The organism is Guptibacillus sedimenti, assembly GCF_028610665.1.
GTDB classification, from domain to species: Bacteria; Bacillota; Bacilli; order Bacillales; family Guptibacillaceae; genus Guptibacillus; species Guptibacillus sedimenti.
The window spans coordinates 620,028-638,569 of sequence record NZ_JAQQWV010000001.1 but is presented as its reverse complement, the minus strand read 5'-3'; the positions used below and the strand labels follow the sequence as shown (position 1 = coordinate 638,569).

17 protein-coding genes are annotated in these 18,542 nt (G+C 39.7%); 1 reads left to right on the top strand and 16 read right to left on the bottom strand.

From position 1 onward, the window contains the following. Nucleotides 1-93: 93 nt before the first annotated feature. The 16 genes from PQ578_RS02990 to PQ578_RS02915 all read right to left on the bottom strand — a co-directional run bounded on the left by PQ578_RS02990 (nucleotide 94) and on the right by PQ578_RS02915 (nucleotide 17,233). Complete coding sequence (locus tag PQ578_RS02990) at nucleotides 94-648, bottom strand: acyl-CoA thioesterase (protein ID WP_224882113.1); 555 nt, start codon at nucleotides 646-648, stop codon at nucleotides 94-96. Between the two features lie 70 nt (nucleotides 649-718). Then, entirely contained in the window at nucleotides 719-1,063 is a 345-nt protein-coding gene (locus tag PQ578_RS02985; RefSeq protein ID WP_273832142.1) for a hypothetical protein, read from the bottom strand. Nucleotides 1,064-1,325: 262 nt separating this feature from the next. Continuing rightward, nucleotides 1,326-2,516 carry a PDZ domain-containing protein gene (locus PQ578_RS02980; RefSeq protein WP_273832141.1) on the bottom strand — a complete coding sequence of 397 codons (1,191 nt, stop codon included), beginning with the start codon at nucleotides 2,514-2,516 and terminating at the stop codon, nucleotides 1,326-1,328. Between the two features lie 152 nt (nucleotides 2,517-2,668). Continuing rightward, nucleotides 2,669-4,108 (bottom strand): S41 family peptidase, encoded by a 1,440-nt coding sequence (locus tag PQ578_RS02975; protein ID WP_420541529.1) that lies wholly within the window; start codon nucleotides 4,106-4,108, stop codon nucleotides 2,669-2,671. A gap of 160 nt (nucleotides 4,109-4,268) precedes the next feature. Next, nucleotides 4,269-5,630, bottom strand: coding sequence for a murein hydrolase activator EnvC family protein (locus tag PQ578_RS02970; RefSeq protein ID WP_273832139.1), 1,362 nt, complete (start codon nucleotides 5,628-5,630; stop codon nucleotides 4,269-4,271). A gap of 53 nt (nucleotides 5,631-5,683) precedes the next feature. Continuing rightward, complete coding sequence (gene ftsX / locus PQ578_RS02965; RefSeq protein ID WP_273832138.1) at nucleotides 5,684-6,577, bottom strand: permease-like cell division protein FtsX; 894 nt, start codon at nucleotides 6,575-6,577, stop codon at nucleotides 5,684-5,686. Beyond that, nucleotides 6,567-7,253 (bottom strand): cell division ATP-binding protein FtsE, encoded by a 687-nt coding sequence (ftsE, locus tag PQ578_RS02960; RefSeq protein WP_159785046.1) that lies wholly within the window; start codon nucleotides 7,251-7,253, stop codon nucleotides 6,567-6,569. The genes ftsX and ftsE overlap by 11 nt, the downstream gene beginning before the upstream one ends. A 321-nt stretch (nucleotides 7,254-7,574) precedes the next feature. Continuing rightward, nucleotides 7,575-7,955 carry a c-type cytochrome gene (locus tag PQ578_RS02955; protein WP_273832137.1) on the bottom strand — a complete coding sequence of 127 codons (381 nt, stop codon included), beginning with the start codon at nucleotides 7,953-7,955 and terminating at the stop codon, nucleotides 7,575-7,577. Between the two features lie 41 nt (nucleotides 7,956-7,996). Further along, on the bottom strand, nucleotides 7,997-8,794 hold the full coding sequence (locus tag PQ578_RS02950) for a YitT family protein (protein ID WP_420541528.1): 798 nt from the start codon (nucleotides 8,792-8,794) through the stop codon (nucleotides 7,997-7,999). A 313-nt stretch (nucleotides 8,795-9,107) separates the two neighbouring features. After that, nucleotides 9,108-10,212 (bottom strand): peptide chain release factor 2 gene (gene prfB / locus PQ578_RS02945; RefSeq protein ID WP_273832136.1). Its coding sequence is split into 2 segments (ribosomal slippage): nucleotides 9,108-10,139 and nucleotides 10,141-10,212, totalling 1,104 coding nucleotides; the frame shifts between segments, so codons are not numbered across the junction. Nucleotides 10,213-10,284: 72 nt separating this feature from the next. Continuing rightward, nucleotides 10,285-12,798, bottom strand: coding sequence for a preprotein translocase subunit SecA (gene secA, locus PQ578_RS02940; protein ID WP_273832134.1), 2,514 nt, complete (start codon nucleotides 12,796-12,798; stop codon nucleotides 10,285-10,287). 217 nt (nucleotides 12,799-13,015) lie between these two features. After that, nucleotides 13,016-13,579: a ribosome hibernation-promoting factor, HPF/YfiA family gene (hpf, locus tag PQ578_RS02935; RefSeq protein WP_159785058.1), complete on the bottom strand. Its 564-nt coding sequence runs from the start codon at nucleotides 13,577-13,579 to the stop codon at nucleotides 13,016-13,018. 238 nt (nucleotides 13,580-13,817) lie between these two features. Further along, nucleotides 13,818-14,018: a cold-shock protein CspD gene (gene cspD / locus PQ578_RS02930; protein WP_098445063.1), complete on the bottom strand. Its 201-nt coding sequence runs from the start codon at nucleotides 14,016-14,018 to the stop codon at nucleotides 13,818-13,820. Between the two features lie 140 nt (nucleotides 14,019-14,158). Then, nucleotides 14,159-14,881: a ComFC family protein gene (locus tag PQ578_RS02925; protein ID WP_273832133.1), complete on the bottom strand. Its 723-nt coding sequence runs from the start codon at nucleotides 14,879-14,881 to the stop codon at nucleotides 14,159-14,161. After that, nucleotides 14,869-16,410: an ATP-dependent helicase ComFA gene (locus tag PQ578_RS02920; RefSeq protein ID WP_273832132.1), complete on the bottom strand. Its 1,542-nt coding sequence runs from the start codon at nucleotides 16,408-16,410 to the stop codon at nucleotides 14,869-14,871. Before PQ578_RS02920 ends, PQ578_RS02925 begins: the two co-directional genes overlap by 13 nt. Next, the gene (locus PQ578_RS02915; protein ID WP_273832131.1) at nucleotides 16,385-17,233 is read right to left on the bottom strand and encodes a DegV family protein; all 849 of its coding nucleotides are present in this window, start codon (nucleotides 17,231-17,233) and stop codon (nucleotides 16,385-16,387) included. Before PQ578_RS02915 ends, PQ578_RS02920 begins: the two co-directional genes overlap by 26 nt. A gap of 309 nt (nucleotides 17,234-17,542) precedes the next feature. On the opposite strand from PQ578_RS02915, the gene PQ578_RS02910 reads away from it, so the two are divergent. Further along, on the top strand, nucleotides 17,543-18,472 hold the full coding sequence (locus tag PQ578_RS02910) for a C40 family peptidase (protein WP_273832130.1): 930 nt from the start codon (nucleotides 17,543-17,545) through the stop codon (nucleotides 18,470-18,472). The last annotated feature ends 70 nt before the right edge of the window (nucleotides 18,473-18,542 follow it).

Genomic DNA, 18,542 nt, shown 5'->3' with positions numbered 1-18,542 from the left:
TCCCCCCATCTTACAACAAGATAGGGAGAGAAAGCTATGATGAGTAAGGAATTCTCTCTTTCAACTCGATGAGGCTAATTCACGTATTAGCCTTTACACCCCAGTAAATTGAGTAGCATCCCACGGTTTTGGCGTTCCGAATTCACGCGCTAATTTTCGACTTTCGCCCTTTCTTCCTCTACGAAGTTCTTTACGTTCAGCAGCTGTTTCATTCAAGAATTTTTCTTCTTCCGTTTCAGGATAAACACCAGGTACTTCAACCGGGTTCCCTTCTTCATCAAGAGCAACAAATGTTAGAAGCGCTGTTGCACAAACATGACGTTCACCGGTGAACATTTTCTCCGCAATAGCTTTCACAAAAACTTCCATTGATGTTTTATGTGTCCACGTTACCATTGATTCAAGACAGACGATGTCTCCCTGGTGAATTGGGTGAAGAAAATCAACCGAATCGGTTGAAGCTGTCACACACGGTCTTCTTGAATGACGAGTTGCTGAAATAAGAGCAACATCATCAATAAACGCCATTAATTGACCTCCAAATAACGTTCCGTGAATATTCGTATGAGTTGGGTTAACGACTGTCGCTTTCGCAGTCCTAGACTCATTCGTTGACTTCATGTGGCTATTTTCTAATTCATTGTTCATTATAATCACCTTTTCTTTCTTAATAAAGCCGCTCTTTTTTGTAAGAGAATTGGAAAAGACCGCTTTATGACTAAATGACTTTGGTATGATATTTAAAGCATTTTTCGCTAATACGACTGATTGGGTATTCTGTAGATTCAGCTAACATCATGAGAATATTAAAAAGTGATGACTTTGAAATCGTAATCCCATAATGCTTTTCGAGTAAATCCGAGAGGTAAAGAGGTCCCATACCGACTTGTGACCGTTCCAAGATTTTCACGACTTCCTTTGTTGGGGCTTCTGTTACTACCGAAGTGCTGCCATTCATTTGACTCATAATCGTTTCACGCTCTATTTCAAACTTTTGAAGCAACTTCATTTCTCTCGCATTAAGATCCATCAATTGTTGCTGTAGCTGAGTTTCTCCAGTCATTGTGACATGCTCCTTTACGTTAAGAATGATCAAATTGTAGCAAGTGATTTCTGAACAAACAAGACTGTCGAAATCTGTGTAAACGCAACCATGCAGGTGTTCAGTCGATTCTGACTCTTCCATATATTTCTTGAATAGACCCTATAACAAAATGGCATAGAAATTTAGACACTTTTTTCAAAAAGAAGGTTTAACTTTTTTGAACACGTTTTTCAGAGAAAAAAAAGAAGAAGGCAGATGCCTTCTTCTTTTTCAATCAATGTTATTGAGCTTCTTCTTGATCCTCAAAGCGATTTTCTTTTACGAACAATAAACCAAGTTCATGATGCGTATTGTTATAAAGTGCTTTCTGTTCGAACCTTATCTCTCCATTAATGTCGAGAACCTCTAATTTACAAAATGCGGCATTCCGTTGTAGTGCTGTATAAAAGTCGACGCCTTTCCCTAATGAAAGACCATTTACTTTTGAAATTACTTCACCAACCTGTAAACTCATTTGATCGGCTGGAGACCCAGGAAGGATTCCTAAAATGACTAACCCTTCATTTCGCTCATTAAAATAGGCGGGCTTGTTTTTACCACGATGAAGAAGTAATATGCCAGCTCGTCCTACCATGACTAAGCCAATCGCAGTTAAAGCGATCCACTCGTTGTCCAGAAAATAACTGATCATACCAAGGATCGCTGTTCCAGCGCCAAGAAGAGCAACTTGTCTACCGTTAGTTTTCATTTCAGGAAGCGGTAGGGCATGGTGAATAAGTTTTCGAAAACCAATTGGGAACGGAAGGAGAAGAAAGGCATAGGTCTCGTTACCGAAATCCAGAAGTGGCCACCAAGAAAGAGATTCAACATTACCTACCGGAAGAAAAAGAAACAATGGTAAAAGCCATAATCTTTGCATTTCATGCGATCCTACAATCTTACCACGCTTACTTTCAACAAGTCTTGGAGATGTCTGCTTCCCGGCGTTCGTAGCAATTAAGTACCCTTCGATAAAGACTAGAAGCCCAACTAAAAGGGCGAGCGCTACAAGCGAAACAGACCCAATTCCTTCTTGCATCCTATTCAACGTATTGTTGCCAAGATCACGCGGCGTATAAAACAACGCCGCAAAAACCGGAAGAATCATAACAAAAGCTGGAGACAAAAACCGAATTTGTCCTGTGATTAAAAGTAATAATGCAGCGATGCTCATGGCGATCGTCGTACTGAAAGGAACTGTTAGACCTAGAAACAGATTAAAGAGCAAAAAGGCAGCTCCAATGATTAAACAAGGTACAACAGCAAACACGACGTCATCCAGCACATCGTGCACCCTCGTATGAAAATCTCTACGGTCACGTTTCACTCGTGACCTTCCAAGAAGAAATGCTCCGATGATTGTAATATACGTGAGGGGGTGTAGAAAAAAGCTTATAATCCCTTTAAGTATAGATAGGCCAAAAGTATCCATTTAGTAATCCTCCATGCGTAAGTTCCTATTTATCTAGAAGTCATAAATCAATATGCAGAGCAAAGCGACTGCAAACCGAGAAATTCGAAAAAAATTCCGCAGGTTTTCCTGCGGAATAGCTTCGACATCAACCGTTCAATTCCTTCTTACGATTATTTCGTAAGAAGCTCGACTGCTGTTTCGAGCTGCACATCGTTATCAGGATTGCGAATGGAATCAATAATATTCTCCTGAAGTTTTTGAGCCGTCTTTTCGTCTATTTTACCCGATACATTTATATCATTCGAACGTTGAAAAGCTTTTACAGCTGTAACGGTTTTATCACTGAAGTAGCCATCTGTTCGACCTGGTTCAAACCCAAGTCCTTTTAACATTACTTGAGCAGATTCCACTTGCTCATTGTTTTGATCAAACGAGAGTGTTTTTTCAGAAGACAATGGATTAACATAGAAGTAATCAGGCTGTTTCGCCTCAACTGTAGGCTCAATTCCTTCTTTATGAATCCAATTACCATCAGGCGTTAACCATTTAAACATCGTTAATTTAATGTTGCTACCATCTCCAAGGTCAACTGTCGATTGAACCGTTCCTTTACCAAATGAAGACTCACCGACCAAATCATAGCCGCCAGCTTCTTTCAGCGCACCAGCAAGAATTTCAGCAGCTGAAGCACTACCACGATCAATAAGTCCTACGATTGGATAGTCTTTTTTCTCTTCAAGAGACGAAACAGATCCCTGCTTCTCACCCTCACGATCTTCTATTTGAACATATGGCTTATCATTCGGAATAAGTTCCTCAGCCATATCCGAAACGACATTCAAAAGACCACCCGGATTATTTCGAACATCCAGGACAAGTCCGTCGATTCCCTGATCTTCGAGTTTTTCTAATTCTTTAGAGAAACTTTTAGCAGTATCTTCTGAAAAGGACGTTACTTGTAAGACACCGATTGTCTTACCATTTTCTTTGATGGTGTCCGCATGGACTGTTTCGATTGGAATTTCGTCACGAGTCACTTCCACCGTCAGCACTTCTGAAGCCCCAGGACGTAGAACACCAAGTGTAACAACCGTTCCTTTTTCACCGCGTATTTTTAGAACCGCATCATATAAATCCAATCCTTCAGTACTTTCGCCATCAATTGTCATAATTTTATCGTTTGGACGAAGACCCGCTTTTTCTGCTGGAGAGTCCTTATAAGGGGATACAATGGTGACTCTTCCATCCGTCATGTTCACTTCTGCTCCAATTCCTTCAAAAGAGGAACCAAGCGATTGACTAAATTGCTCAGCTGTCTTTGGATCCATATAAACAGAATAAGGATCTTCTAGCGTATCCACCATTCCTTTAATGGCCCCATCTAACAGATCTTTCTGATCAATTTCGCTCACATAGCGATCTTTAATTAACTCATAAGCTTTATTAATTTTCGTTAGCTCTTCTGACTCTATTTCATTTCCTGATCCAAGCGTTAAAGATTTGGCGCTTCCTTCAGGCTCGTCCTGAAATAGCGTAAAGGCTGCATATGTACCACCTGAACCGATAACCAGGGCGATCAAGACAAGCAAAGCCACAACTTTCCCCTGTATCTTCATTGTACTCACCTCTTCTGATTTGAAGGAAAAGGCACCCCATCATAACGATGCGATGCCTTTTCATCTTATTGTACTATATGATTCAGTTGTTTTCATTATGTTTCCATCTCAGACTGAGAGGGGAAAGAAAAATGGATAAAACATGATAATCAGTTTATCGAATGTAGTTCATTGGGTCAACGGCATTTGACTTACTAGAATTCCATGAACCTTTGTGAATTTCAAAGTGTAAATGTTGTCCAGTAGAATGTCCGGAGTTACCCATTGTACCTAAATAAGTGCCTTGACTTACCGTTTGACCAGTGGATACTGCGCGATTTTGTAAATGAGCGTAAACGGTCGTATACATTTGTCCGTTAATACTATGTGTGATGAACACTACATTACCGTATGAATCTGAGTGATAAGATCTTAACACAGTACCATCAGCTGCCGCTGATACAGGATTACTGCCACCTTGAGCAATATCAATTCCCGCATGGAAAGTGCCCCAACGTTGTCCTAGACCAGATGTAATTGGACCTGCAGCAGGCTTAATGAATGATGCGTTACTTGATGGTGCTGGTGCTGGTGCTGGTGCCGGCTCTGGTGCGGGCGCTGGTGCTGAGTTTGAACTGCTTGAGCTACTTGAGCTTGAAGCTGCTTCTTTTTTAGCTTTTGCCGCGGCCGCTGCTTCTGCTTCAGCCTTTTCTTTTGCCGCTTTAGCTGCCGCTGCTTTTCGCTCTTCTTCTGCTTTACGAGCTGCTTCTTCAGCACGTTTGATTTCTTGTTTCACAGCTGTTTCTTGGGCAGAAAGAATTTCAGCCGTTTCATTTAAGTCCATCATATGGTTATGAAGTTCGCCTTCTTCTTCTTCAAGCGACTTCATTAACTTATCTTTTTGTGCTTTTTTAGAATCAAGCTCTGCTTTAAGTTCCTCAAGCTCTGCTTTATTTTCTTCAAGAGAAGCTAACTTATCTTCCACTTGAGCTTTCTTTTCTTCAACGGCTTCCTTATCTGCTTTATGCTCTTCAAGAATTTTCTTATCTTGATCTGCAATTGTATTTAGAGCAAGAACGCGCTCTACTAAATCACTGAAATCTGTTGCTCCAAGAAGCACTTCCATATAGTCAACCGTTCCGCCACCGTTTTGTTGCATGGAACGAACACGGTCTTTCAGAAGTTTATCACGTTCAGCAATACGTTCCTCCAATGCTTTAATTTCCTCTTTTAATTGATCAATTTCAGTATTTGTATCTTTAATCTCTTGCTCTTTCGCTGAGATTTTCTCGTCAGTTTCAGCGACTTCTTTGTTAAGCTTCTCAATTTCCGCTTGAACGTCTTCTTGTTCTGCTTTTACATCAGCAAGTTCAGATTCCTTTTTCTGCAACTCTTTTTCATTTGACGACTGCTTTTCTTTAACATTATTAAGTTGATCATCGAGATTTTCTGCACTAGCTGTTTGTGGAATTGCTGCTGACAGTCCACTTAATCCTAGCGTTATTGTTAGAGCTGTTGCCATTATTTTTTGCTTCAATCTTTGTTCCTCCCCCAAAATAGATCAATCTATTTATCTGTTACTCTTTTCATTTAAACTTTTAAGAATTTACGCATTGACGTAAGACTTCCCCAAACGCCGATAATGACACCGAGAATAATTAACAACCCAGATAGCTGATAGACAAACGGTGTTACAGGTAGTAAATCGATAAATAAAGTCGGAAAACGATTCGCTATTAACTCTATTAAATAGTAGTACCCATAGATTAGAATTCCTATTGGAATAATTGAACCGAAGATTCCGATCAGAATACCTTCTATTAGAAACGGCCAGCGAATGAACCAATTAGTCGCTCCTACTAGTTTCATAATTTCGATTTCATGACTTCTGGCAACAATTGTTAGTTTAATTGTGTTTGAAATGAGGAACATTGCTGTGAAAAGTAATCCAACGACAAGCGCTAGTCCAACATTTCGTGCAATTTCAAGTACTTTAAACAGTCGATTAACCGTGTCTTCAGCAAATTCAACGTCTTGTACATTATCTAACTGTTGAATTTGTTTTGCCACATCATTAACGTCCTGAGGATCCGTGGTTTTAACTAAGAACGCATCGCTAAGAGGATTTTCATCTTTTAGCGACTCAAATACTTCTCCATTATCTCCGAGGTTCTCAATTAAATTATCCAATCCTTCTTCTTTGGATTGAAAGGTTACTGTTTCAACTCCCGAAATGTTTTCAATGTTTTCCTTTAATTCATTCTGCTGGTCTTGCTTGGCAGTTAAATCAATGAACGCACTGATTTCAACATCGCTTTCAAGTTGATCCCCAAATGCATTTAAATTTAGAAGCAGCGCGAGACATACCCCAACGAGAAGGAGCGTAACGGTCACTGCAGAAATAGAAGCGAAAGTCATCCAGCCATTTCGTCCAAGGTTCTTAAAACCTTCTTTTCCGTGTCGACCAAACGTTTTAATTTTCATACCCGTACTCACCTCTTGCTTCATCACGGGTTACTAAACCACCATCAATTGCAATAACACGTTTTCTGAATGTATTCACAATATCTTTATTATGGGTTGCCATAATAACAGTTGTACCGCGATTGTTGATTTGATCAAGTAAATCCATAATACCCCATGCTGTTTCTGGATCCAGATTTCCGGTTGGTTCATCTGTAAGCAGAATGTGAGGGTTATTGACGATCGCTCTTGCTATTGAAACCCTCTGCTGTTCTCCTCCAGAAAGTTCATCTGGAAGGAATCTTGCTTTGTTTTTCAAATTAACGAGACTCAACGTTTCCATGACTCTCTTGCGCGTACTTGCTTTGCTTTCTTCGATGACTTCAAGAGCAAAAGCGACGTTCTCATAAACCGTTAGCCTTGGTAAAAGCTTGAAATCTTGAAAAACAACGCCGATTTCGCGACGTAGCTTAGGGACATGCTTATTCTTTAATTTGCCAACGTCTTTTCCATTAATAACGATTGTTCCACTTGTAGCCTTTTCTTCCCGATACATCATTCTCATAAAGGTTGACTTACCGGCGCCACTTGGCCCAACTATGTAAACAAACTCGCCTTTATCAATCTTAATATCGATTCCGTTAATCGCTTTAATGCCATTGTTATACGTTTTCCAAACATCTTTCATTTCGATCAAATTGTACCACTTCCTACTTGCTTAAATTCTCGATGCAAATTCTTAGGAGTAAGGTTCTTATTGATAGTTCGTTTTTGAATTAGTTCCTTTACATCTGAAGATATTATAACAAACAAATTCGCTATTTTAAGACAAATTTTTATTACATTTTTGTTTCAAGAACGCTAAATATGACATCTTCTGCAATAATGCATTAATAATCAATAGAATCTTACACAATTTCACTCTGTATTTCGGAGGATTATAGATAGATGGTTGGATGTAAAAAAGGTTATTATTTTAGCGTATTAAAAAAGCACTCTATTCGAGTGCTTTTTACCATTATTTCATATCCGCTAGCCAAGAAGCTAAATTTTCTTCTTGTTCTGTATCTCCTCTTAGAATGTTTCCTGGCATTTGGCCTTTCCCATTCTGTATCACGGCTAGGATTTCATCTTTTGATAACCGAGAACCTATGTCTGAAAGCTTTGGCCCTACTTTCCCTTGAAGGTTTTCACCATGACAACTCAAGCAATTCGTTTGATAGGTAGCTTCTGCAGCTGTTGCATCATATTCCCCTGACGACTCTTCTGCATTTTCATTTTCTGAGGTGTTGTTTGAAGTACTGTCATTACTGCTTTCATTTTCACTGTTTCCTCCACCACACGCTGCAAGGCTAAAAAGTAAGACAACTGCAAATAAAATCCCGATCCATTTCTTCATAATTCCACCCTTTTCCAATCATTTTCTATACTATTACCGGGTTATTCTCTTTTAAAACCTTCTCCTAACACTTCCGTTGCATTCGACACAATCACAAATGCAGACGGATCCACGCCTTTTACAAGTTCTTTTAGTTTCGTTACTTCATTTTGTGCTACAACCACCATAAGGATTGGTCGTTTATCGTTTGTGTAACCACCCTGACCAGATATTCTCGTTACTCCTCGATCAATGACAGTAATAATTCCTTCTCGCAACTCTTCTTCTTTATCTGAAATAATGAGGGCCATTTTTGAGTAACCAAGGCCCAGCTGAACAACATCAATCGTTTTACCTGTTAAGTACATTGCGATCAGGGCATAAAGGGCTTCTTCAAGACTAAAAACAAACGCCGATGCCACAACAATTAGTCCATCAATCATAAAGACACACGTTCCAAGAGAGACTCCTGTATACTTATTCACAATCTGAGCAGCAAGATCCGTGCCACCTGTTGAAGCTTTTCCTCTAAATACGATTCCTAGACCAATGCCGACACCTAAACCACCGAACAGAGCACCTAATAAGGGATCGGTTGTCGCGGGTTCAACATTTTCAGTTAACTTTACGACAAAAGGGAGGAAAAGTGTTCCCACCAATGTTTTTGGACCATATTTTTTACCAAGAAAAATCAAGCCGCTAATAAACAAAGGGATGTTAAATGCCCACTGGACATAAGCTGGTTTCCAATCAAAAACTCCTTTTGTAATTGTACTGATCCCACTCACTCCACCAGAAGCAATACTGTTAGGAAGAAGGAAAAGATTAAAGGCGATCGCTACGATCGCGGATCCAACCATAACGCTTACATATTCCAGTATCTTATGATAAGGTGAAACCTTTCTCGCTGTAAACTTCGCTAACGTTGCTATCATAACTCTACTCACTCACTTACTTCTATGATTTTCGTCACTGCTTATCCATAAGCCAAAGCCTTTCGTAGTATATCACCGGGTTTATAGGGTGTAAACCGCATTGTAGCAGCGCGTTATCAGGTTGAAGTGCTCTTCTATTCTTTCTTACTTTGCCCCATTTCCTTCAAATCATCATTGGAAGTACTTCCTGTTAAAATAGGAAAAGCCCTTCTTTCGGCAGAAGGGCTTTTCCTTAATTTTAATCATTTAAACGAGATCGCAAGAACGCATCAATAAACGGATCAAGATCCCCATCCATGACAGATTGAGTGTTTCCGACTTCCATATTTGTACGATGGTCTTTCACCATACTATAGGGGTGGAAAACATATGAACGAATTTGACTACCCCAACCAATTTCTTTTTGTTCGCCTCGAATTTCGTCAAGCTCCGCTTCTTGTTCTTCAATTTTTAGTTGATATAGCTTTGCTTTCAACATTTTCATCGCTTGTTCGCGGTTTTTTATTTGTGAGCGTTCTCCCTGACAACTGACGACTACGTTTGTTGGAAGGTGCGTAATTCGAACAGCAGAGTCCGTCGTATTAATGTGCTGTCCGCCAGCTCCACTTGCACGATACGTATCAATTTTTAAATCTTCGGTACGAATATCAATTTCAATTTCATCGTTAAATTCAGGCATCACTTCACATGAAACAAATGATGTGTGACGTCGACCACTTGAGTCAAACGGTGAAATACGAACAAGGCGATGAACGCCTTTTTCAGCTTTCAAATAGCCGTAAGCATTATGGCCTTTAAAGTTTAGCGTGACGCTTTTCACACCTGCCTCATCGCCTGGAAGATAATCAAGTGTCTCCACTTTAAACCCTTTTTTCTCACCATAACGTGTGTACATACGAAGAAGCATCGATGCCCAGTCCTGAGATTCCGTACCGCCTGCACCTGGGTGTAGTTCAAGGATGGCGTTATTCTTATCATGTTCTTCACTTAACAGAAGCGTTAATTCGAATTGATTCACCGCTTTTTTTAGATCCTTAATTTCGACTTCAAGATCTTCAAATAGCTCCTGATCGTTCTCTTCCTTCACTAATTCATAAGAAACTTCAAGGTTCTCATAATTTTCTTGAAGAGAATCGAATTCATTTACTGCTTCTTTTAACGAATTGGATTCGTTGATCACTTTTTGAGCAGCATTCTGGTCATTCCAGAAGTCTGGATCTGTCATCTGAATATCTAGTTCATCAATGCGGGCTCTCTTATTTTCGAGGTCAAAGAGACCCCCTAAAATCATTTAGTCGTGTTTCAATTGTATTTAGTTCGCTTCTAATTTCATGCATTTCCATCGTTTGCACCTCAAGTTTTTCGTTATTTTACATAGAATAGGCAGGTGTTCAGCTTTGAACACCTGCCCGGCATTATTCTGCTTTGCCGTGACAATTCTTATATTTCTTGCCACTTCCACAAGGGCAAGGGTCGTTTCGGCCAATGTCCTGTTTTTTCTTCACAGGTTTTGGCTTCGAACTTGCTTCTTCTTTTGGATTTACGGCTTTTCCTTCTGCTACTTTTTCTCGCTTCAAATTGCTTTCAATTTGAGCTCTCATGATATAGGTCGATACTTCTTCTTCGATCTCAGTAACCATATCTTCGAACATTTCGTATCCTTCGAATTGGTATTCACGAAGGGGATCGTTCTGTCCGTAAGCTCTTAGATGGATACCCTGGCGCAGTTGATCCATCGCATCAATGTGATCCATCCATTTGCGATCCACACTGCGAAGAAGAATCACTTTTTCGAATTCACGCATGCGTTCAGGTTCAAATTCCGCTTCTTTCTCATCGTAGTTTACTTTCATTTTCTCAACGAGAAGTTCTACAATTTCTTCCTTATCAAGGCCTTTGATATCTTTCACTGTCACTTGACCTTCCTGAAGGAAAATTCCTTTTGCATGATCAAGAATAGCCTGGTGATCCCACTCTTCTTGAATGTCTTCATCACCAGTGTGAGCATCTACAATTCGCGTAATGACAGAAGTTAGCATTGTTTCAACAATCTCACGTAAATTATCTGACTCAAGTACTTCAGCACGCTGAGCATAAATAATCTCACGCTGCTGTCTCATGACATCATCGTATTGAAGAAGCTGTTTACGTGCATCATAGTTGTTTCCTTCAACGCGTTTTTGAGCTGATTCGACAGCTCTCGATACGAGCTTCGATTCAATCGGCTGGTCCTCTTCCATACCGAGACGGTTCATCATGTTCATCATATTATCTGAACCGAATCTTCTCATCAGTTCATCTTCCATTGAAATGTAGAACCGTGATTCACCAGGGTCACCTTGACGACCTGAACGTCCACGCAGCTGGTTATCAATTCTACGACTTTCATGACGTTCTGTACCTAGAATGAAAAGACCACCAAGATCTAATACGCCAGCACCAAGCTTGATGTCTGTTCCTCGCCCTGCCATGTTCGTTGCAATCGTAACAGAACCTTTTTGGCCTGCAGACTCAATAATTTCCGCTTCTCGCGCATGGTTCTTTGCGTTTAAGATGTTATGTGGAATCCCACGTTTCTTTAAGAATTGTGAGATTAACTCTGAAGTTTCAACTGCAACTGTACCAACTAAGATAGGTTGTCCCTTTTTATGGCGCTCCTCAATTTCTCTAGCAAGTGCCTGGAATTTACCATTCGTTGATTTGTATACAAGATCTGGATAATCCATTCGAGCAATTGGTTTATTTGTCGGAATTGCAATAACATTCATATTGTAAATGTTACGGAATTCTTCTTCCTCTGTTTTCGCAGTACCAGTCATCCCAGAAAGCTTCTCATACATTCTAAAGTAGTTTTGGAATGTAATTGTTGCAAGCGTCATACTTTCACGCTGAATGACTAAACCTTCTTTCGCTTCAATCGCCTGGTGAAGTCCATCACTATAGCGGCGGCCCGCCATCAAACGACCAGTAAAGGAGTCAACGATCACCACTTCTTCATCTTGAACAACATAATCCATATCAAGCTGCATAATGAAGTTCGCTTTCATCGCCTGGTTAATGTGATGATTCAATTGAACATGCTTGTAATCATAGAGGTTTTCAATTGAGAAGAATTTCTCTGCTTTTGTAATCCCATCTTCAGTTAATTGGACATTCTTTGTTTTAATATCGACATTATAGTCATCTTCTTCTTTTAACGTTCTAACAAATTGATTGGCTTGAATGTATAGCGTTGTGGATTTCTCTGCACTACCAGAAATAATAAGCGGTGTTCTCGCTTCATCTATTAAGACAGAGTCAACTTCATCGATAATGGAATAATGAAGAGGGCGCTGTACCATCTCTTCTTTGTATAGGACCATGTTGTCTCGTAAATAGTCAAATCCAAATTCATTATTTGTTCCATACGTAATATCCGCAGCATACGCTTCTGCTTTCTCTTCTTTTGAAAGACCGCTAATGTTTAATCCTACTGTTAAACCAAGGAAATGGTAAAGTTCACCCATCTCTTCAGCGTCACGCTTCGCAAGGTATTCGTTGACTGTAATAACGTGAACGCCTTTACCAGTTAACGCGTTAAGATAGACAGGCATTGTCGCACTTAGCGTTTTACCTTCACCTGTTTTCATTTCAGCAATGTTTCCTTCATGAAGAGCGGCTGCCCCCATGATTTGTACAGGGAACGGGCGCATACCTAGAACGCGATCTGATGCTTCGCGTACAGTGGCATACACTTCTGGTAACATTTTATCGAGCTTTTCACCTTTTTCAATTCTTTCTTTATATTCTTCCGTTTTGTTACGAAGCTGATCGTCTGATAACTGCTTCATTTGATCTGCAAAAGCTTCCACTTGATCTGCAATCTTTTGCAAGCGGGTTATCTGACGTTCATTGCCGTTTGGTATAATCTTGCGTAATAAACCTTTCATAGAAACGCTCCTCTTTTGTTGTCAGTAGAGTGCTATCATATAACTATACTTAGAATTTTATATACTATGTAGCTATTTTAACAATTAGTTGCGGGAGGCACAAGAAAGTAAAAAAGCTCACAGTCTGAAATACTATATTAATGAAGAAAAGAAAAAATTTTTTTCACATAAGTAAAGGGCAGAGGTTATCCCCCCTGCCCTGGTTTATATTTATTCGTTAGTCTTGTTCGATTAGGCCGTATTTTCCATCTTTACGGCGATAGACAACACCAGTGCTTCCTGTCACTGCGTTTGAGAAGACGAAGAAGCTATGACCGAGCATGTCCATTTGAAGAATGGCTTCTTCTACGTCCATTGGTTTAAATGTAAAGCGCTTCGTTTTGACAACTTGCAGATCGTCATCCTCATCCATGTCAGCTTCAGCGACACTCGTCGTTGTTGGGTTAAGTTCATCGCGGAACATATATTTTACGCTACCTTCCTGACGGAATTTGCGATTAACTTTCGTTTTATGTTTGCGAATTTGACGCTCAAGTTTCTCAACAACCAAATCAATTGCTGCATACATATCCTGATGCTCTTCTTCTGCGCGAAGTAGAAGGTTTGGCATTGGAATCGTAACTTCGATCATTTGCTGATCGTTATAAACCTTCATATTTACATGAACATCAGAATTAGGTGGAGTATCGAAATACCTTTCAAGTTTACTTACCTTCTTCTCAGTGTATTCTCTCATTGCAGGTGTAACTTTAATGTTTTCACCACGGATGTTGAAATTCATCATGTGGCACTCCTCCTTCCATGCTATACCTCTATTATTCGTTATACCCTTATCATTCCCCTCTATAAACTTTAAAAAAACTCATTTATTTTTACGTTTTTTTCACAAAACATCCTAAAATACGACAATTTTTAACAACAATACTCATTACTTCATTTTTTTCTCACATTCTTCTATAGTAAATGGAAAAAATAAAAAGCCCTTATCCAATTGGATAGGGCTTTAAGCGTTTGTTTAATTAAGATACTTTTTCTACATTAGCAGCTTGTGGCCCACGAGCGCCTTCAACAATCTCGAATTCAACTGTCTGACCTTCTTCAAGAGACTTGAATCCTTCACCAGTGATTGCTGAGAAATGTACAAACACGTCGTCGCCATCTTCTCTTTCGATAAATCCAAAACCTTTTTCATTGTTAAACCATTTTACTTTTCCCTGCATCTTGTTCAACATTCCCTTCAAAAATCTTCATGGCAGTGCCATACATCTACTATACGTGGGAGCCTAAACCCTGTCAAAGGGGTTTTTTTGTTGATTAAACTCGAATGAAGGCGCTTTCTATAAAAGTTCTCGACACAACCTTATCCCCTGCTCAAAGTAAGAGAATAAACGTTAGATGCCCCCGCATTTTTAAGCGTAAATGCTGCATAATGGATCGTCGTTCCTGTCGTATAAATATCATCCAGTAAAAGAAGCTTTTTCCCCACTACATCTGCCCCTTCTACGATTTGGAACATTTCTTCTTCACGGTTTATCCTCTTTTCTCTCGTTCGTTTACTCTGCTTCTCTTCATTTTTCGTTCTCATTAATGGAGAGTCTTGGACAAATCTCGTGCCCTCGATCCACACCTCACACTGATTAAATCCTCTTTCATACATCCTCACCTGACTTGCAGGCATTGGGATGACTTGATCTATGAACGAATAAGATCTTTTTAACTCACGATGAATTAAACTTGAGAATACTCTTCCTACTTCAATATCTCCTCTAAATTTATAAAGCGCAAGAATCTTCTTCAAGAAATCATTGTACTCAAAAAATGATTTGTTATGAGTAAGGACCTCATCCCATCCCCTCTCTCCCCATCTCACACAGTCAAAACATTGTTTTCCTTCCACAAACCTAGATTCGATTTGTTGAAGTGAACGCCCGCATTTTAAACAAAGCGGCCCTACAATGGGAAGAAGTTGATTTCGACACATTTCACAGCATGAAAGATTGTTTTTCATTCCAAACAAAAGCTGCCATGAAAGTTGATTGCTTGTATCCTCTCCACACAATGGGCACCGGTCTAGTGTAGCCACCCTTTCTCCTCCGCTTCCTGATTCATTTTTCGAATATGCCGAATTGCCGCTATCATCGCATTTGTTTTACCGTAATGAAAAAATGTAACATCTCCTTCTGGATAAGAAGCGCTTCTTCCGGCTCTTCCAGCAATTTGCACAAGAGCACTTTCCGTAAAAACACCATCCTCCGCTCCTAATACAGCTACCGCAATATTCTCAATTGTTATCCCGCGTTCAAGTATGGTAGAAGATAGTAAGATCGGAATTTCTCTCCTTCGAAACTGAACGACCTTTTCAGCGCGGTTTGGATCCTCTGAGTGAACCGCTTCACAAAAAAGTTGCTGTTCGTCAAAAACGCATTTTACTTTTTCGATGATTTTGATGGAAGGAAAAAACAGCAATACTGGTTTTTGAGCATCCATTTGTTTTTTAATCCAATCTATCAGAATATAAGGAATCTGCCCTTTTTCAATTTTCTTTCGCCAATTCCCGCTCCATTGTAAAGTAGGAACTGGTAATGGATAGCCGTGATACCGAGAAGGAATTCGCACCACATTTAGTGTTTCTTGATTTAAAAAGTTTTCAGATGGTGTTGCTGTTAGATAAATGAGTGATCCACTTTGTTTTCGTGCTTTGTTTACATGAAAGTGGAGAGATGGATCGACGCTATATGGAAAAGCATCTACTTCATCAATAATCATGACATCAAAACAGTCCTTAAAGCGAATGAGCTGGTGAGTGGTTGAAATAACAAAAGAAGAATTGGGGTCTGAATGTCCAGCATAGAGCGGAGAAATCGTGAGTCCTGGGAAGACTTTTTGCAAACGTGGAGCTAACTCTAAAACAACATCTGTCCTAGGAGTGGCTATGCATACCGATTTATGATGAGAGAGGGCATATGCTAATCCATGAAAGAGCACTTCTGTTTTACCACTGCCACATACGGCCCAAATAAGAACCGAATGATTTTTTTGAATAGCACTAATAACTGCATTAGATGCCTCTTGCTGCCCTTCCGATAGCTTTCCGAACCACTGTAACGTTATGTTTTCTATTACTTCATACTGGCGGCTCGGTGCGGAATATAAGGGAGAACAAAAGGTAACTTTCCCCATTATGATGCAATTTCGACAATATTGGCAGCTCGCACTTTGACACCTTGCACAAGAAAATGAGGAAAATGTGTGATTCCCACATCGCATACACATCTCTCTTCCATGAAGTGTTTGAATGCCAGGCTCTAATTGAAGATAGCCATTAACATAGTGGGCATGAAGTTCTTGGAGGGAAAAGGGGATTTCATCTCGCAATAAATGTCTTCCTGAAAGAAAATGAATGACCTTCATATTCGGTTTAAACTGTTGATTGATTGGTAGTTGAGGAAGTGAAGTATAGTGGCTAATCGGAAGAAATTCAGGGAGTTTAGAAGACTGATAAAGAAATTCAGGTACGACAATCCTCTTATTATTGAATAGATCGGAAGCAAATCTCATTGATTTGCTTCCATATTCAATTTCATGATCATACGCGGTACCAGCCCAGGCCAAGCGCACCTTCCCCAAGGTGAGTTGCTATAACAGGTCCAAAGTAACTTAAAATGATGTTTACATTCGTATACTTTTCTTCTAGTTCAGCTTTTAGATTTTTTGCTTCATCCTTGTTTGTCGAATAAATTAATGTCGCATTTATCAGGTCGCCGCCTTTTGCCGCCTCATCAAATAGTGTCATGATTTTATTGAGCGCTTTTTTTCGCGTTCTAATTTTTTCATACGGTACGATTTGTTTATCCTCAAAGGTTAGCACTGGCTTTATTTGGAGAAGACTCCCCACAACGAGCTGCGCTGCATTTAACCGTCCGCCTCTATGCAAATGACTAAGATCATCGACAAGAAAATAGGCGTTCGTCCCCTGGCTTTTAATTTTTTGAAGTCTACTTAAGATCTCTTTACTTCCAAATCCATCTTGAGCCATACGGGCCGCTTCCAAAACATAAAATCCTTGCATCATACAGCTGATTTCAGAATCAAAAACGTATACGTCTGCCCCTTCAATCATATCGCCAGCTGAATTAGCGGACTGGTACGTTCCGCTAATTCCACTCGATAACGTAATGGTGATTATTTCATCATGTGTAAGCGCCAATGTTTCATACGTTTCAACAAAACTTCCGATCGAAGGCTGTGAAGTTTTAGGTAGAATATTTTCTTTCTTCACCTTTTCAAAAAAATCATCTGCTTGAATTTCTTTTTCTTCTAAATAAGATTCGTTATCAAATATCACGCTAAGTGGAACCATTGTTATTTCGTACTCGGTTAACATCGATTCAGGTATATAAGCGGTACTATCTGTTACAATAGCAACTGTTTTCATATAAACGCCTCTTTTCAATCTATTAAATATATCAACAAATTTTCATTAAACCCATTCAAGTTAATGATAGAGCATTTCCCCCTTATTGCCAATAAAAGCTTATAGTATTTTTCACATATTTTGTCAACCATTATCCCCCATATTTTTTAATATAAATGTCGTAAAATGAATAATTTAGTAAATTAGGCAGGATTTCTGTTACATGATTGTAATCTTATATTCATCGTCCTGTTATCTCAATCATGTAAACTAGCAATCGTGATAGAGAAAATAAAAGGTTTAAACTTATAAATCAGGGGGAATTACAATATGTTTAAGAAAGTCGTGATCACTACTACACTCGCAGGTACTCTTTTGCTAGCACCAAACGTAAGTGAAGCAGCTTTAGGCGACCGTACCCTATACAATGGCATGAGCAACTCTGACGTAACTGAACTTCAAAACGTTCTTGACGATAAAGGTTATTTTGACTACCATACAGCAACAGGATATTTTGGCAACATTACTGAAGAAGGCGTTCGTGACTTTCAACGCAGCGCAGGAATTGGCGTTGATGGCGTTGTTGGACCACAAACAGTAAGCGCATTAAAAGGAGCAGCAGCTTCCAAATCAAGTAGTTCTTCTAATACATATAGCGGAACACTTCGTTATGGTGACCGCGGATCAAGTGTTACAAGCCTACAAAGCCAACTTAAGTCAAAAGGCTATTACAACTATTCAGTTGACGGCATTTATGGTTCCATTACACGCCAAGCTGTTCGTAATTTCCAAAGTGCTAACGGTCTTAGCGTAGACGGAATTGCTGGATCAAACACATTTGCAGCTCTTAACGGATCTTCCGTTAGCTCATCATCTTCGTCTTCACAGGTAAAGAGTGCATCAACATCTAACTCTTCTGTTGTATCAATCGCGAAGCAATACATGGGCGTACCGTATGTATGGGCAGGAACTTCTCCATCAGGATTTGACTGCAGTGGTTTCTTACAATACGTGTATAATAAAGCTGGAACTTCAATTCCACGAACTGTAGCTAGCATCTGGGACGCAACAGATAAAGTTTCTTCTCCTTCTGTTGGAGATCTTGTGTTCTTTGAAACATACAAACCCGGCCCGTCTCACGCTGGCATTTACATTGGTAACGGTCAGTTCATCCACTCTTCTTCTTCTTACGGAGTAACAATTAGTAGCATGGATAACTCTTACTGGGCACCACGTTACCTTGGAGCAAAACGCGCATAATGTAATGCATACCAAAAGAACCTCAAATCGAGGTTCTTTTTTTGTGGTTTTTTTATCATAAAAAAAAGGC

What these genes read in the sequence shown, in the direction of transcription:
- ftsX (WP_273832138.1), bottom strand. Translation starts at nt 6,577, where the DNA reads ATGAAAATTAAAACGTTTGGTCGACACGGAAAAGAAGGTTTTAAGAAC.
- PQ578_RS02950 (WP_420541528.1), bottom strand. Translation starts at nt 8,794, where the DNA reads ATGGTTGGATCCGCGATCGTAGCGATCGCCTTTAATCTTTTCCTTCTT.
- PQ578_RS02915 (WP_273832131.1), bottom strand. Translation starts at nt 17,233, where the DNA reads ATGAAAACAGTTGCTATTGTAACAGATAGTACCGCTTATATACCTGAA.
- PQ578_RS02910 (WP_273832130.1), top strand. Translation starts at nt 17,543, where the DNA reads ATGTTTAAGAAAGTCGTGATCACTACTACACTCGCAGGTACTCTTTTG.
- PQ578_RS02990 (WP_224882113.1), bottom strand. Translation starts at nt 648, where the DNA reads ATGAACAATGAATTAGAAAATAGCCACATGAAGTCAACGAATGAGTCT.
- cspD (WP_098445063.1), bottom strand. Translation starts at nt 14,018, where the DNA reads ATGCAGGGAAAAGTAAAATGGTTTAACAATGAAAAAGGTTTTGGATTT.
- PQ578_RS02955 (WP_273832137.1), bottom strand. Translation starts at nt 7,955, where the DNA reads ATGAAGAAATGGATCGGGATTTTATTTGCAGTTGTCTTACTTTTTAGC.
- secA (WP_273832134.1), bottom strand. Translation starts at nt 12,798, where the DNA reads ATGAAAGGTTTATTACGCAAGATTATACCAAACGGCAATGAACGTCAG.
- hpf (WP_159785058.1), bottom strand. Translation starts at nt 13,579, where the DNA reads ATGAATTTCAACATCCGTGGTGAAAACATTAAAGTTACACCTGCAATG.
- PQ578_RS02980 (WP_273832141.1), bottom strand. Translation starts at nt 2,516, where the DNA reads ATGGATACTTTTGGCCTATCTATACTTAAAGGGATTATAAGCTTTTTT.
- PQ578_RS02985 (WP_273832142.1), bottom strand. Translation starts at nt 1,063, where the DNA reads ATGACTGGAGAAACTCAGCTACAGCAACAATTGATGGATCTTAATGCG.